This is a genomic window from Pseudomaricurvus albidus (genome assembly GCF_018863235.1).
Lineage (GTDB): Bacteria > Pseudomonadota > Gammaproteobacteria > Pseudomonadales > Cellvibrionaceae > Pseudomaricurvus > Pseudomaricurvus albidus.
This window is the reverse complement of record NZ_JAHKRS010000001.1, coordinates 519,091-535,041: the sequence shown is the minus strand read 5'-3', so window position 1 is coordinate 535,041 and position 15,951 is coordinate 519,091. Positions and strand designations below refer to the sequence as shown.

9 protein-coding genes are annotated in these 15,951 nt (G+C 49.9%); all 9 read left to right on the top strand.

Annotated features, from left to right (window positions below):
* The first annotated feature begins 96 nt into the window (after window positions 1–96).
* The 9 genes from KOI40_RS02385 (at window position 97) to KOI40_RS02345 (ending at window position 15,870) form a co-directional block, all read left to right on the top strand.
* Window positions 97–1,026, top strand: a complete 930-nt coding sequence (locus KOI40_RS02385; protein WP_216095832.1) for a hypothetical protein — start codon at window positions 97–99, stop codon at window positions 1,024–1,026.
* Window positions 1,023–2,219: a hypothetical protein gene (locus KOI40_RS02380; RefSeq protein ID WP_216095831.1), complete on the top strand. Its 1,197-nt coding sequence runs from the start codon at window positions 1,023–1,025 to the stop codon at window positions 2,217–2,219. The genes KOI40_RS02385 and KOI40_RS02380 overlap by 4 nt, the downstream gene beginning before the upstream one ends.
* 175 nt (window positions 2,220–2,394) lie before the next feature.
* Complete coding sequence (locus KOI40_RS02375) at window positions 2,395–4,926, top strand: TonB-dependent receptor (protein WP_216095830.1); 2,532 nt, start codon at window positions 2,395–2,397, stop codon at window positions 4,924–4,926.
* Between the two features lie 152 nt (window positions 4,927–5,078).
* Complete coding sequence (locus KOI40_RS02370) at window positions 5,079–6,233, top strand: tyrosine-protein phosphatase (protein WP_216095829.1); 1,155 nt, start codon at window positions 5,079–5,081, stop codon at window positions 6,231–6,233.
* A gap of 225 nt (window positions 6,234–6,458) precedes the next feature.
* Complete coding sequence (locus KOI40_RS02365; RefSeq protein ID WP_216095828.1) at window positions 6,459–8,237, top strand: C1 family peptidase; 1,779 nt, start codon at window positions 6,459–6,461, stop codon at window positions 8,235–8,237.
* The gene (locus KOI40_RS02360) at window positions 8,234–13,114 is read left to right on the top strand and encodes an OmpA family protein (RefSeq protein ID WP_216095827.1); all 4,881 of its coding nucleotides are present in this window, start codon (window positions 8,234–8,236) and stop codon (window positions 13,112–13,114) included. Before KOI40_RS02365 ends, KOI40_RS02360 begins: the two co-directional genes overlap by 4 nt.
* Before the next feature lie 210 nt (window positions 13,115–13,324).
* The gene (locus KOI40_RS02355; protein ID WP_216095826.1) at window positions 13,325–14,548 is read left to right on the top strand and encodes an OmpP1/FadL family transporter; all 1,224 of its coding nucleotides are present in this window, start codon (window positions 13,325–13,327) and stop codon (window positions 14,546–14,548) included.
* A gap of 45 nt (window positions 14,549–14,593) precedes the next feature.
* Entirely contained in the window at window positions 14,594–14,881 is a 288-nt protein-coding gene (locus KOI40_RS02350) for a putative hemolysin (protein WP_216095825.1), read from the top strand.
* Between the two features lie 11 nt (window positions 14,882–14,892).
* Window positions 14,893–15,870: a DUF6268 family outer membrane beta-barrel protein gene (locus tag KOI40_RS02345; RefSeq protein ID WP_216095824.1), complete on the top strand. Its 978-nt coding sequence runs from the start codon at window positions 14,893–14,895 to the stop codon at window positions 15,868–15,870.
* Window positions 15,871–15,951: the final 81 nt, after the last annotated feature.

Below are 15,951 nucleotides of genomic sequence, written 5' to 3'. Positions count from 1 at the left end.
AAGTCCCGATTCAAAGTCTTTGTCATTGCCAGGCTTGGCTCCCCCTCTTTCTGGTCATAAAACTGTTATCTCGTCGTGCTAAAAAAGCAGGTTCGGATGTATTCGAACGGACCTGTCATGCGCGACCTTCCCAAACATGTACCACTTTTGCTGTCAGCCTGGCAGTCACGCTGGCTGTATATCGCCTGTGTGATCGGTCTTGTGTTGTCAGGGTTGATGTTGATGCGGGTGATGTCGACTGACACCCTGCCGGTGTTGCAGTTACCGGACCATCGGTCGTTTCGCTGTGACATTGCCAATACACGCGATGACCTGCCGGATTACCAGATACTCACGGTTCATTACTCAGGGGCAGAGAAGCTGGCTCGCGAATTGTGTCAGTCGACCGCCTTAAAACAGCACTATGGCGGGGTGAACATTCAGTGGTTTCCCCGTGGCGAATTGACTGCCAGACATATTGTGGAAGAGCGGTTTGATTTGTTTTGGAGCCGCGATCAACGGGTTCAGGGCCTGGTGCCGCGCTTTAATCAGTATTACGAATCCATATTTCAGCTGCCCCACTATCAGGTGATGTGGTTTAGCCAGGACAAAATTCCTGCACTGACCCCGGAATACTTCGATCAACATTCCATTGGTTTACTGGAAGACATGGAAAGCTATTCCCACTTTTTAATGCCGCTCAATCAGCTGAAGGCTCTGGGAGTGGATGTATCGCGCCTCAGGATTACCTACTTTCCCAATTACTATTTACTGAAACAGGCTTTTTGGCGCGGTGATGTGGACTTGATCAGTGACGGATCCTGGCTCGAGGCCAGTGCCGGTGACCGCACCTTGTACCACAAATTGATCGATGAACATGCCGCTATGGGTCACTGGTACGCACGACGAACTCGTCCCGCCGCAATTGATTGTGCATTACTTCGAAGCCTGCAGGATTACACGGGACATTTGCAGTCGATGTCGGTTGGGTATGCGTCGGCAACAGACAGCGCCCCGATTGATGACAAAATGGGGGGATGCAAATGAAACGGCTGACAGCATGGTTTGGGCTGCGACCGGTTCAGTGGCTGGTGCTGTTTATTCTCTGTGTGACGGTTGGCTACGCACAGCAACAATACAGCCGTTTGCAGCAGGTTGAGTCGGCATTGAGTCACCAGTTACCCGCCCGTGTCAGGGAAGCGTTCAGCGACATTTACACCAATGAAAACCCTGAACAACTGATTGTGTCGCGTATCAATCAGGATCTGGCGCGATCAAGACATTTCCAAAAGGCTCACGCCTGTGTGATTGAACTGGTGGCACTGAACAGCCCGGATCCTGAAGGTTTTTGGCCCTTTGGTTCGCTGTTAGCCATTCACTGGCAGTGGGAGGAACGGCAGTATCAATCGGTGATCTCGGTAGGATGCCAGGCTGGACTTCCCCAGCTGTTGGCTCGGGGATTGGTGCTGTCTCTGGTATTGGTGGGTGTGATTGCCTTGTTGCCGGGACCGATCACGGTTGCCCGTCGTGAGTGGATATCACGATTGTTACAGGAAGGCAGTAATCTGATACAGGCCTATGCAGGCACTGCAGAACTGGATCGTCTGAACAGCGCTCAACAAGTCTCACTGGCGCAATGGGTTGACTCAGGTGTGTGTACTGCTCGTCAGGCTCTGGTGTCGTTTAATCCACAGTTGTTGTCAGAACTTGATGAGCGACAGCTCGAGTGGTTACAGGTAGGCCTTAAACACAGCAATGGCAACTTTGAGGTTGCCTTGCAGGTAGCTCGCAGTGAGGATCAACTCTCGTTTGATATCGCCAGGGGACGGTTATCTGTCCACGGTGTGTCTCTGACATTGCCGAAAACCCCCTACTTTTATTATCTGTGGTATGCCAGTCGGCGCGTGCAAACTGAAGGAACAGAAAATGGCTGGACCATGAATCCCTCAGTGCAGCGTCCGAACCAGGACGGAGCGCAACAATTGATCCTGTGGATGGAAATGGCCGACGGACACCGCAAGGCGATAAACGATCTCAAACAGAATGGGTTAAGAGCCAAAACCCTGGATCAGAATCGCAACAAAATCAAAGAAGAGCTTGTGTCGGTGTTGGGAGAAAATCTGGCGGCGCCTTTTCTGTTTGAAACAGAGCGTGATACCAAAACCGGACGTTGCCGTTACCGTTTGGCGCTTCCGGCAACTCAAATCACCGTTGAAAACCTCTTGGAGATAACCCGTTAATCCAGATTTTTTCTAAAAAAATCTCATTAAAAACAATAAGTTAAATTTTAGAGATATCTTATTTATTTTTGCCGCATTGCTGTCACAGAACTGACATCGAGTTGATTGAGTATCCCCTGCCAACAGCGACTCTCACTTAACAATTTGATGATTTAGAGAACAAGAGGACAGTTCGATGGCGGTATTTAAACAACAACAGCTGGCGGGGGCCATTGCTCTGCTTGTGGGTTGCTCAGCGACGACAAGTGTTGTCGCTCAATCTCAGGAGTCTTCTCCGGTCTTTGAAGAAATCACAGTGCTGGCCTCGCCCATTCGCGACAGTCAGAAAGCGGCCATTGATGCCAAGCGCTTTGCCGATAACTATGTCGACGTGATTTCTTCTGACACCATTGGTCGTTTTCCCGATCAGAATCTGGCCGATGCCCTGGCACGGGTTCCGGGTCTTGCCGTTGAGCGGGATCAGGGACAGGCGCGTTATGTGAACTTCCGTGGTGCTCCATTCCGCTATACGGCACTGGCGATCAATGGCATGCAAATTCCTGGCGCAGAAAACGGTCGGGTGCCGCGTTTTGACAGCTTCCCTGCTGTCATTACCAGCCGTATCGAAGCCAACAAGGCGATCACTCCGGCCATGCCCGGCGAGGCGATTGCGGGTTACATCAATATTGAAACCTTTGACCCGTTTGCCAAAGAAGGCCTGGGTGTCTCGATGGATATCGGCAGCGGCGAGCAGGACATGGGCGGTGGTGATGTGGATACCCGCAGTCTGCGTTTGTCCTGGTCCGGCGACAATATCGGGGTGATGGTATACGGATCTGAAGACAGCCGCGAACAGATTACCGATAACCGCGAAATGGATCTCACCGGTACCCCTGATGGCCTGTTGTTGAATGATATTGAGTATCGCAGCTACAAAGTTGAACGTGAAAATGAAGCCTATGGCGGGCATCTGGAATACCGTTTTGACGACGGTTTGAGTCGTATCTTTGTATCCAGTGTCTTCAGTGAATTCACCGATCACGAGCAACGCAACCAGTTTGCGTTCGATTTAGCCGGTGGTGCAGACGCTGTCGGTGGATCGGTATCCCCGGGTGACAGTGGTTATCAACCGCTGGTTCTGGTGCAGCGCTGGTTGCAGGATGGTGAATACAGTAACTCAACGGACTCTCAGACTCTGGGGATGGATCTGCAAGCGGGTTCCTGGTTTTTCGAGGCGCGTTACAACCATACTGAAACGGAAAACAACATTCTGTTGCCCATTATTTTAAGTGCCGGTGGAACTGTTGCGGCAGACTATGACCTCAGTGACCTTGAAGACCCTTCTCTGGATATTTATCAGCAATTCACGCAAACGCCGATGGACTTATCGGACATCAGTTACTCAGTGAATTACGCCATGCCAATTGCGTCGGAGCTGTTGGTGGAGTCGGATCAGTTTAAATTGGATGCTACCCGTGAAATCAGTTTTTGGGGCCACGATCACAAGTTACAAATGGGTGTGCTCTACGATCAACGGGAGTCTTCCGGCTATGGCATGTCCATCTTGCGCTACCCCTTCCCAGATACTGTTAATCCGGACGATTTTAATACCGGTGAAGCCTGGGATTCAGATTTTGGCAATGGCATTGGAGGTACCTACTACGACAACAAGGGGCTTCTGGCCGCCTGGGAAGCTGCCGCTGGAAAGGTGACCGGCAGCCCGTCTGACGATCAGGTGGTAAACATTAAAGAAGACATCACCTCACTGTACTTGATGAACACCACCGAGTTTAGCTGGGGTAATCTGGTCTACGGCGCACGGGTTGAAAATACTGACTACACCTCCAGCGGCCCTGACGCCAATTACTCCGACACCTTTACCAATGTGCTGCCCAGTGTGCACATGAACTACAACCTGACTGACGATCAGAAACTGCGTTTGTCGTTCAATACCGGAATCAGTCGTCCAACTTATAACGAGTGGCGTGCATCGGCTTCGGTGAATATCCTCAGCGACAGTATCAGCGGCGGCAATCCCGCGCTTGAAGAGGAGGAATCCTGGGGTGTGGATGCATCTTACGAATGGTATCTGGGCGAGAGCAGCCTGGTTGCCGTTGGTGCCTATTACCGTGCTATCGATAAGGTTATCTACGATGCGATTTCTACCATTGATGCCGGTGTGTATTATTCGCCAGCGGCCGGTGATCAGTGGGACTTCATTGGTACTGTGAATGGTAAAGATGGCGAACTGAAAGGTTTGGAGTTGAACGTCATTGCCCAGGCGAGCGATGTGTTTGGTCTGGAGGCGAGCAATCCACTGGGAGGCTTTGGATTCAGTGGTAATGTCAGTGTGCTCGACAGTGAATTTGAGACACTCGAAGGTGATAAATTCAGTCTGCCAGGCACATCGGATCTGGTGTACAACGCTTCCATGTATTACGAGTGGGATGGGTTCTCCATCCGTCTTAATTACCAGTACCGTGATGACTGGATGACGGCCACAGAGTCTGCCGGTATGGCTGAATACTGGGCACCCCAGGAGCGACTGGACATGTCCCTGCGTTACGCCCTGCCCTATGACCTCTATGGTGCCGAAGTGTCGTTGTACCTGAACGCCAACAACCTCACTGATGCGGTGGATGTACGTTACACCGGTAGCGACGATACCCCCAATCAGGTGGAGCGTTACGGTCGTCGTTATATGGCCGGTGTACGCATCAACTTCTGATGTGACGACTTCACAAAACCTGACACGCTGACTATTAATTCATCCGTGCCGACCCTTCATCTTAATGAGGTTGTGGCCGTCACGGCTGATAATAATTCCAATAATCCCATCCCTATCAGGGAAACAAAGCACAAGTGAAAACCGAGACAACAATGAATAACACCTTACCCGCAATGCCAAAACCTCTTGCCTTCTGCCTTAAACGCCTGACCGGTGGGGTCTTTGTGGCGGTGGCTCTGTCTGCCTGCAGCACCTCGACACCAAACAATATCGATCAGTTGACAGTGACCTACAATCAGCAGAATCAGACCTACGAATTGAACTGGCAAGCCAGTGATCCGACACAGCCAGTGATGGTTGCAGTGGCAGGCTCTGACGCACCGGACAGTTTCCGCACTCTAACCGATGATCTCTCCGGTAATCACTACCAGTGGAAGGTTGATGACGGTGAAAAGCGTCGCTACTTTAAAGTGGTTCCTGAAAAGGGACAGCCTGCAGAAGCGGCCGCTCGCTGGTTGCCACTGGAAGGCGGTCGCAACTTTCGCGATCTCGGTGGCTATATGACCACAGATGGTCATCAGGTTCGCTGGGGTAAACTATTCCGCACCGGCGCCATGACAGAGCTCACCGACCGGGATTATCAGGTTCTGAATACGTTTGATATTGCCACCGTGGTGGATTTCCGCACGCCGGCAGAGCGTAAAAATGAACCAACGCACTGGCAAAATCCCGCCACCGAAATTCTCAGCTGGGACTACGACATGGATATGGGAGCCAACGGCGCCTTTGCTGAGGTTTTCCGTCAGCCGGATCTGAGCGCCGCCAAGGTGGAAGCCGCAATGGCCAATATGTATCCGGGAATTCTCGAGAGTCAGAAACCACATTATCAGGCCATGTTTCAACGTCTGGTAAAGAGCGATGACGGGTTGGTGTTTAACTGTACAGCGGGTAAGGACCGCACCGGTATTGCAGGCGCTTTGATTCTGACTGCACTGGGTGTGGATGAAGAAACCGTCGTCAAGGACTTCATGCTCAGCGAGACCTACTATCAGCAACACCCGATGACTTTCGCTACACCTCATGATGACGAAGACATGGACGAAAAACAAAAAGCCATGATGGCGATGTTTAAACGCATTCCACCAGAAGTGATGCAACCGGTCATGGGGGTAAGGGAGTCTTTTATCCGTGCCGCTTTTGACCGTATGGAGCAGCAGTCCGGTTCAGTGATGGCCTACATTCAGCAGGAACTGAACGTTGACGATCTGGCTTTGCAACAGCTGCGTGAAAATTTCTTGCAAAAGTAGACTCCTGGTCCGTTGTTGTTCCCAGATGCCGGGGTTTCCCGGCATCTGGTGTTCCCCTCAGCTCTTATGCTTTCCATATGTTTTCTGTGTTTTTTGTATACATAGTAGTTATATAACACTCGAAAACTTGTCGCCTCTTTCTACAATCATTATCCTAGCTCTTTAATTGTTACCCGGATGGACGGGGTAACTGTGGAGATTCATTTCTAATGGGCACGGATAGCTATGTTTCGCTCACTGCTTTTTGTCACTACCCTCGCTTCTTTGAGCTGCGGCGTCACTGCCCAGACCTATCATCTGGGAGAGGACTTCGATCCCGAACGCTATAAAGCTGTTCCCAAGGTAGCCCCTCTGTCCCGGGGCAGTTTCGATGAACTGCCATCGCGGGTGAGTTTAGTCTCTTACGCTCCAAAAATTGGTAATCAGAAGGGCTCGGGCAGCTGTGTCGGATGGGCCAGCACCTACTCGGCGGCTTCTATTGCCTGGGCTCTGACCGTCGAGCAATCCGGCGGGCGTTTATCCCAGCCTGGGCCATTTTCTCCGGCGTTTGTCTTCAACCGTATCAAAGTGAGCCCAGACTGTGAGGGCGGCAGTAATATCGGAAAAGCCCTTCGTGACCTGGAAGGTAATGGCACTTTACCCCTGTCAGAGTTCCCCTACTCCGACAAACACTGTCAGCGTCAACCTTCCAGCACCGAATTTGGTCGGGCGCAGCAATACGCCATCGAAGGTTATCGTCGCCTGAGTTCAGTGTACTCCACTCGATCCCTGCACATTGCCGTACGTCGGGCATTGGCTCAGGGGCATCCCGTGGTCATCGGTATGCTGGTGGGTGAGTCTTTCATGAAATACAACCCGTCTTACCAAACTTGGCGAGCCACAGCAGAAGAAGTTGCACTGTATAACCGCGTTGGGCGCGATCAGATGTATCAAATAGAAGGCTTTGGTGGCCATGCCATGTCCGTGGTGGGTTATGACGATGACCGCGACGGAGGTGCCTTTCATATCATGAACTCCTGGGGGAGTAACTGGGGTGATCGGGGTTATGCGTGGGTAAAATACAGTGATTTTATTCGTTGGGTACGCAGCGCTTACGAAGTCATTCCACAGATTGCCGAGGCACCGGAACCGGAAGTGCCGGACTTTAACGGTCGTGTGGTGCTGAAAGGGTTTCGCCAGACCGACCTGTCTCTGACTCAAAAAAGTTCGGGATTTGGTCTTCAGTCCGCATTGCATTCCGGCGCCCGTTTACGTGCCGAAGTGACAGTCTCCGATGACAGTTACGTTTATGTCATTGGTACGGATGCTGCAACCGCTCGCCACACCGTTTTGTTTCCACAAGAGGGAGAAGTCAGCCCGTTGGTCAGTGCAGGCGATACCATTTTGTTGCCAGGTCCTACCGAAGACTACTACTCACGCCTCGACCAGACTGCCGGTACCGATTACCTGATTGTTCTGCACAGTCGTGAAAAGCTGGATGTGAAAACACTGGCACAGCGAATGGATGCCAATGGCAGCCGGGATCTGCGCCAGAGATTGCAAGCGGCTGCCCAGGGTCGATTGGTGGCTCTGGATAAAACGGAACTGGGCAACGCGGGACGCTATAAGGCGATTATGGGGAACGAAGGAATTCTCGCGACCGTGATTGATATTGAACACCGTGGACAGTCACCGGGTGATGTGGATAACGCAGGTCCGGAGATTGTGATTATCACTCCCGAAGTAGAAAACACGGACGCCTATGTGGATGGAGACAAACTTGTTCGCTACGTCAGCGGTGATGAAGTTCTGGTTAAAGGACTGGCGCAGGACGAAAGCGAAATCACCGAAGTGGAAATCACCAACGGTTTTGACATTAAATTCTCTTCCCGAGGCCCGTTTGTGGCGCGGGTGGATCTGACTGACGTCGCTGTGGGGAGCACCAAGACTCTGACAGTTCGCAGTCGCGACCAATATAACAACGAATCATCAAAAACATTGACCATCTTGCGGGTGCAACCATGAATAAGCCAAATGTATTTCTGTCTGGCCGTTTTTTCCTTTACCTTTTATTGACGGCTGTTGGCTTGGGGTTTCATCCCGCCAATGCTGCAGACAGTGCCAAGACACTTTATGAAAAAAGTCTGACAGCGAATGTGGGCGAGCTGCGCGGTTACTATCGCAAAAAACTGGCCGATCTATACCCGAACACGGCTTACGGGTTGTTCGCACGTGGCTGGTTGGCGGATCAAAATGGGGACAGAGAAACCGCGAATCGACTGTATCAGCAGTCGATTGCAAAAGGTCATGTGGCTACCTCCTATAACAATCTAAGCAGTAACCTGGATAAAAAGAAGAATCCGACGAAACAGGATAAAGAAGCGATAGAAAAATACCGCACCTTGGCCATGGAATATGGTATTCGCAATGAGGATCCGCTCGAGGATTACTTCGTCTACATATACCACTCGGTACGTCACCAAAGAATGGAGTCTCAACGGGAAAAGCAACAGCTTTATGTTGAGTTGGGTCAATCGCGTCGATTGACAGAACGCCTGGCAGGGATGCAGATACGAGCTAGGGATTTACAGGCAGAAGGTCGCTACGAAGAGGCACTGGCTGTTATTAACGATGAAGACCGCCATCACACCAATAAAGACCTGATTGACCTTGAATTAAAAATCATCAACAAGATTGGCCAGCAGCAGCGCTTGAGCGCAAAACAAACGCTTTCGGCCATGCTGAGCAAAAGAACATACCTCGAGCAAACCTACAGCCCCGATCACTGGTTACTCGAATACTACTACATGCGGGTTCATGATTATGCGAAATCACTGATTAAGAATCGAAATCTGAATTTGCAATTGATGCAGAAAGCTTACTCGATTCGTCAGTCTCCTGGGATGTTGGCAAGTCTTTATTCTGCAATGTTGGTGTCGGACAGGGGAAATATTAAATCTCTGCTCACAGATTTGGAGCGCCGCTTTCCCGATTACGCTCCTGTGCACAGTCATTGGGGATCCTATTACCAGTATATTGAGCCGAACCCGGCCAAGATGTTTGCCGCTAATGAAAAATCCATCGAACTGGCCTATTCAAACAAAGTTAAAGCGGATTATCTCAAGTTTACAATAGAAGATGCGTTGAACTTTGGTTTAGTGAATGAAGCCGATAGGTTAGTGAACAGCCAGGCAAAAGGTCTCGATATTGCCAACGCTTACTATGCACAATTGGATGTTGCTCTGATCCAGTCACAATATCAAAAAGCACGTCGTTTGTTGACAGAAGCCAAAAACAAGAACATCAAACTGGATGAATACTACGATTGGCTGACACAACTGGGTGAGAACAACCAACAGAATTTGAAAAACTACGCTGGAAACAATCCTTTCCTTGCCAACTGGGATCGTGAATTCAGTGGTTCACTCAGCTTGGCGATTGAATTCCCGATTAATTCGGCTGTGATCCCTTCCAGTGCCTATGGTGCTTTGGACAAAGCCGCACGAGCGCTGAAACAACCTGGTGGTGATAAATATATTTTCCGGGTTGAAGGTCATACGGATCCCAGTGGTGGCAACAAGGTAAATATCCCGTTATCCCAGCGACGTGCCGAGTCGGTCCGCCGTTATCTGATTGATCGTCATGGTATTGAGCCCGGTCGTTTGCAAGCGATGGGCATGGGCGATGTTCAGCCGGTAGCCAGTAATCTGACGGACACGGGGCGTAAACGCAACCGACGAGTGGACATTCGTCCCTACGGTAATATCAGCGATCCGCAACTGGTGACCCGTGGATATTTGGATACAACGTCGGCAGTGTATAGCAGTGATGGTCGTTTTATGGCGACCGGACAGTCTCCGATTACGCTTTGGGATACTCGTTATGGCGTGCGTTTAAAGGAGCTGTATATGGGCGGAGACAGAAGGCGATTTTCACCAAATAATCGCTATCTGGCCGCTGTTTCTCGTGCTACAGATATGCGAGGTGTCTATGCCAGTGCGGTTTACGTCACAGATATTAAAACCGGTCACTTTGCTGCGATTATTCCTGTCAGCTTTGTTGACAGTAAAGGCGGAGATAATCTGGCCTGGAGTCCAGACAGTACCAAGATTGCTTACACCAACAAGACAGGTATTTTGTCAGTTTATGATTTGAACAAGAAAAAGCTGGTGGCAGCTACACCGATGAGTGATATGCGTATTGCGGGACAGGTAGAGTGGACCAAAGATGGACGTTATATTGTCACAGCTCAGGCGCAGCGTAGAACACTTGATATTTTTGATGCCCGCACCCTCACCAGGGTTCAATCATTACCAGGGGTCGATTGGGCTCACGGTACCGGGTTGAGTGATGATGGTAAGGTTCTTTTGGTGGCCAATAACAACAGAACCCTGACGCTATATGACACGGTGAACTGGCGTTTGATCGATAATTTACAGTTACCAGTGGCTATACCGGAAAATATCTATGCGATTCCAGGTACGACCAAAGTAGTGATGGATGATAAGTTTTCCGATAAGGGAATAGCTATTTTTGATTATCAAAAGCGTAGCTGGGATCTGAAAACCGGAGTCAACGATGCTGCTCGTCTGGGGGTCAGTCCCGATGGAGAAGGAATCTGGGTGGGCAGTGATCACCAATCGATTTTAATGGATCGCGGTAATCTCAAAGTTAAGAGGGGTTTTGACAGTACTTCCGATAAAGCTCGCTTGGGATTGAGTTGGGACAAGTCCAGTGATCAGTTGTTTGTACAGGACGAAGCCGGTGTGAATATCTGGCATGTCAGTCAGGCAAGACTGGTACAGCGGGTGCAGGAAGATACCATACGCTGGGTTCAAGATACTCGAGATGAAAAACGCTGGTGGACGTTTACGAAAAGTGGCGAACTGTTGAGTTTTTCCACTAACGATTACACCGTCCAACGCTATGGTGAAGTGAGTTTTAAGCCCAACTTTATCGATCAGGAGGGTGATTGGCTGGTGGTGTCGGAAGATGTGAATGATACCGGAGCCCGCTCGGCGAAAGTGGCTATTTTCAATTTGCGAAACCAGCGTAAAGAGTCTGAGTTTGATGTTGATTTGATCACGGCTCCACTGAGACATGGTAACGGTGTTCGTCGTTCAGGCATCAAAACAATGACAGTAAATCCCAAACTTGGTCTTCTGGCATTATCTACCTGGTGGAATGATGATTTTGAAACAACCTATTCTAAAAATATTCAACGTTTTCGTTTAAGCGATGGCTCTTCCATGGGAGATGACGTGTTGAGTCCTTCTCCGATCCAGGGTTTGGATTTTGCAGGAATGGAAACTGGTGAAATTAGAGTAACAGCACCAGTCGATACATTTATCTTGACTCTGGAAACCGGTAAGTATCGTGATGTTAAACTCAAAGACTGGAATGAAATTACACTCGGAAAAGGGAAAACACTGAAGTACGGATCGTTCTTTATTGAATACAACGGAATCCGGCGCACGCTAAATGACAACATTAAGGATCTCGAAGTAGACAGTGAGCGCAATGTGGTAGTGGTGCAGTCATCCAGTAATACACTGACTTACTACAGCCTGGATACGCTGGAGCCCCGGTTGTTTGTGTACTTCAAGAAAGACGGCGAATGGCTGGCCGCGGACACCCATGGTTACTTCACCAGCTCTCTGAATGGTACCGATAATACCTATTGGTCGCTGGGGGATAATTTTCTGCCGTTTGAAGCGCTGCGGGAAAAGTACGAAAATCCTCGCGCTGTCAAAGGATCGCTGACGGCATTGTTTAATGGTCAGAAACCGGTAGATCCCAAGCCGATCATTGAGCCGGATATTCTCGATGTGCCTTTTGATATTGAAGTTGTTAACGCAGCAGCATCGACCACAAAAGATGAAAGCTATAAGTTGACCCTCAAAATCACCAAGAAAGACAAGAGTGTTCCCGACCCCACGGTGTATTACCTGGTCAATGGTCGGAAATCCCGAGGCTTTGACAGCGATCCCTTTGCCGATCTGGATGAAACCCTGACGTTTGTACGAACGGTACCCTTGAGTGTGGGGCAAAATACCATCGAAGCCGTTGTGAAATACAAGGATGTGGATGTGGCGAAAAAGATCGTCACAGTGACCCGGGAAGAGAATCGCAAAGCCCAGCTTAGCAAAAATACCCTGTGGTATTTTGGTGTGGGTGTTTCTGAGTACGCCAAAACATTACAGAATCTGGACTTTGCCGATCGCGATGCTCTGGAGCTTGAAAAAGCCTTTAAAGCACAAAAAGGTCGTTTGTTCAGTGATGTCAAAACCAAAGTCCTGACCAACGGCAATGCTACGGCGCGTGATATTAAAATCCAGCTTTATGATTTCTTGTCGCAGGCCAAGCCGGAAGACAATGTGGTGATCTTCATCGCTGGTCACGGCGTGCAGGATCACAACCAGACACTCTATTACATGCCACACGACGGTGATATGAAGCGTCCGTTTACTGGTATGGCAATGGACGATTTCAAAAACTTTCTGGACCAGCGGCCGATCAACCAAAAGGCCCTGTTCCTGATGGACATTTGCCACGCGGGTGCTTTCGATGACACCAATAACGGTCGTTTGTCATCAGAAGATGTAATCAAGAAGTTATCGTCTGGTACTGCCACTACGGTATTCTCATCCTCAACGGGGGCGCAGCAGTCACTGGAGGATGAAAGCTTTGGTGGTGGTCATGGCGCGTTTACTTACGCCATTTTGCAAGCAATCAAAGGCGCCGCTGATCGTAAAGCCGGTGACGAAGACGGGTTTGTCTCGCTGATGGAAATGATCTTCTTTACCAAAAAAGAAGTGGCACGTCTGACGAAGAAGGCACAGCAGCCGACGGTTCCGGTGATGGGCAGCTTCCAGGACTACCCTATTTCTGCGTCTAACTGACCTTTCTGTTACAGGGGGCTCATACCAAAGCCCCCTGCATTCCCCTCAAGATTTCTCCCTTCTTGAAATTATCCTGCGCATTTTATGGAAAGTACCGGATTAATAACTATTCTCTCTCTGTAGTTGGTGTGAAATAACACAGCTTAAAGCTATTTAGGTCAAGCTTGATCGTTGACGTCAGATTCGCTTTTCAGAGCATTTGGAGCAATTATGAGTTTTCGTAATGCACTATTACTGAGTGGTTCCGGTTTGTTTACTCTGGGGATTGCTGTACAGGCATCGGCAGGTGGGCTATGGCTGAATGAATACGGTGACTTTTCCAGCGGTCGCGCCTCCGCAGGAGCGGCCGCGGGGGTTGATGATGCTTCCACCATGTTGCATAACCCCGCCAGCATGACCCGTTTGAAAGGCAGCCAGTTAACGGTGACCGCTGCGGCACTGCAACCTTCTCTTAAATTTTCCCGGGACAGTGATCCGGCTATGGGGCCGGGTGGCGGTAATGGTGGCGATGCCGGGGTATTTTCCCCAACCGGTGGTGTGTTCTATGTCGGGGATCTGAACAGCGATCGCTGGGATATTGGTATTTATTTCAGTGGGCTGGCAGGCTCAGGTCTCGAATATGACGATGACTGGGTGGGACGTTTTCAGGCGACAGAAAGTTCGCTGAAAATTGCGGCACTGGCGCCTACCCTTGCCTATCGATTGACAGACAAACTGTCGGTTGGCGCTTCTATCCAAATGATTGCTTCCTCGTTGACCACGAAATTGCGCGTACCCGCACTGTTACCCAACAGCAATGAAGGTCGGGCTACTCTGGACGGATCCGATGTCGGTGGAGGCTATACTTTCGGTGTGTTGTATGAGCTCTCTGACAGCACTCGCATTGGTATCAATTATCAGAGTGAACTGGAACCGGATTTTTCCGGCGATCTGACACTGGAAAATATCAATCGCACCATTGCTACCAATACCGAACTGACCATGGCGCAGAAGGCTCGCCTGGGTGTTCATCATGCAGTTAACGATAAACTGTCGCTGCAGTTTACCCTGGGCTGGGATGACTGGAGTGCTCTGGATCAGGTTTTTGTATCCACGCAAAACGTTGGCGGTGGACTGAAAAAGAACGCCAGAGACACTACCCATACAGCGTTGGGCTTTCAATACAATCTCAGTGCTCAATGGAAAATGACGGGCGGCGTATCCTATGACACCAATCCGTTGAGCTCGACCTATCGAACCGCAGATCTGCCACTGGATCGGCAGGTCAAGGTAGCGGCGGGCTTTGAGTATACGCCGGATAAAAACTGGAAAGTCTCCGCTTATGCCAACTACACCGATTTGGGGAATGGAAAAATAGATGCCGGCAGCTGGTCTGGTGAGTATGACACCGACGCCATCTATCAGATGGGTATCAGTGCCAGCTGGATGTATTAGCAATTAGCCATTTGATAAAAGCACAATAAAAAAATGGGGTAACGAATGAGTTTTCCAGCATTGGGAGTACACCTTGGTAAAACAGTAAAATCTGTTTTCGGCCCAATTGTGACGGCGGTTTGTTTCGCCATTCTCTTAACCGGTTGCAGTAAAAAAGAAACGCCAACAGAGGTAGAGCCAGAGATAAACAACAATGTAGATCGGGCCAACCCCGCGGCGGTCTATTGTGTCGATCAAGGTGGCGAATACATTTTACAAACCGGTCGCTGTAACCTGCCCAATGGAGAATCAGTGTCAGCCTGGGAATTTTTTCGCCATCGTGAGCAAAAATGATTTGTCCGAAAATGAATTACCCTAATCCTCTTCTGCAATTGACACTAGTTGTCACCGCCTCGCTGATTCCTGCGTTCTTGTCTGCCGAAGGTCTGATTCAAAATCAGGTCGAAGCGTTCAAAAACAGCGAGATTATTTTTCAGAAAAGCCACTCCAACGTTCCCTTCGCGCCATTGGCCTTTATGGAAGTCAGCAGTTATGGCGATGCCAAGGTGGATACTTCCTCGCGCGGTGTCAATCTTGAATATGATGTTGATATGGTCAGTCAGGGTGCGACCATGCCCTTTCTGATCAATGAGCGATCGGCGATTCTGGTGGGGGAGTATCTCAGTTACGCACGGTTTAATGTTCACAATTCCGGCGCCGCAGAGCAAAATCCGGATATTGTCGATGACCGGTTTTCTGTTAGCAGTGTGGGCTTGCCTCTTGGCTGGATGTATCAAAACAATGAAAAGTGGCAAACCATGGCTTTTGTGATGCCCATGACGCACAAGTCTTCGTTACCGGATGCGGATCGCAGTTGGCAGTATTTGATGGGGGCTTTTGCACGCTATATCTCCAATGAAGATCTCTGGTGGATCTATGGTGTGTACGCCGATCTGTCAGAGGGTGATGATTTTGTGGTGCCTTACGTTGGCGCCTACTGGGCTGTCAACGAACACTGGTCATTATCTGCGATTATGCCCTGGCCTTCGGTCACCTACGCAAGCAGTCCGGACTGGTTTGTGCGCTTTGGGGTGTCTCCTTCCAGTGCTTCATGGTCTATTGATCCTGCCGAGGGGGCCGCCGCTGTCAATTATGATGCCTGGGATTTTGGCCTTACTTATGAGCGTCGTCTCTGGAATCGGTTGTGGATGCACATTGAAGGTGGGGTTGGAGGCTTCCGCGGAATCCGTATCGAAAATGATCAAATGGAAGACTCCGACATCACAGTCAGTACCAGCCCTTATATTTCCATTGGCATCAACTACCGCCCTTCTTTGAATTGAATATTCCTCTGCCGGGTTGATTGCAAGACTTGAGCGTGAGGCAAAAAAACATTGGGTGACAAACTGAAATGTCCGCTCGTC

Coding starts and splice junctions, on each gene's coding strand:
- KOI40_RS02370 (WP_216095829.1), top strand. CDS start 5,079: ATGAATAACACCTTACCCGCAATGCCAAAACCTCTTGCCTTCTGCCTT.
- KOI40_RS02345 (WP_216095824.1), top strand. CDS start 14,893: ATGAATTACCCTAATCCTCTTCTGCAATTGACACTAGTTGTCACCGCC.
- KOI40_RS02375 (WP_216095830.1), top strand. CDS start 2,395: ATGGCGGTATTTAAACAACAACAGCTGGCGGGGGCCATTGCTCTGCTT.
- KOI40_RS02380 (WP_216095831.1), top strand. CDS start 1,023: ATGAAACGGCTGACAGCATGGTTTGGGCTGCGACCGGTTCAGTGGCTG.
- KOI40_RS02355 (WP_216095826.1), top strand. CDS start 13,325: ATGAGTTTTCGTAATGCACTATTACTGAGTGGTTCCGGTTTGTTTACT.
- KOI40_RS02365 (WP_216095828.1), top strand. CDS start 6,459: ATGTTTCGCTCACTGCTTTTTGTCACTACCCTCGCTTCTTTGAGCTGC.
- KOI40_RS02360 (WP_216095827.1), top strand. CDS start 8,234: ATGAATAAGCCAAATGTATTTCTGTCTGGCCGTTTTTTCCTTTACCTT.
- KOI40_RS02350 (WP_216095825.1), top strand. CDS start 14,594: ATGAGTTTTCCAGCATTGGGAGTACACCTTGGTAAAACAGTAAAATCT.
- KOI40_RS02385 (WP_216095832.1), top strand. CDS start 97: ATGTATTCGAACGGACCTGTCATGCGCGACCTTCCCAAACATGTACCA.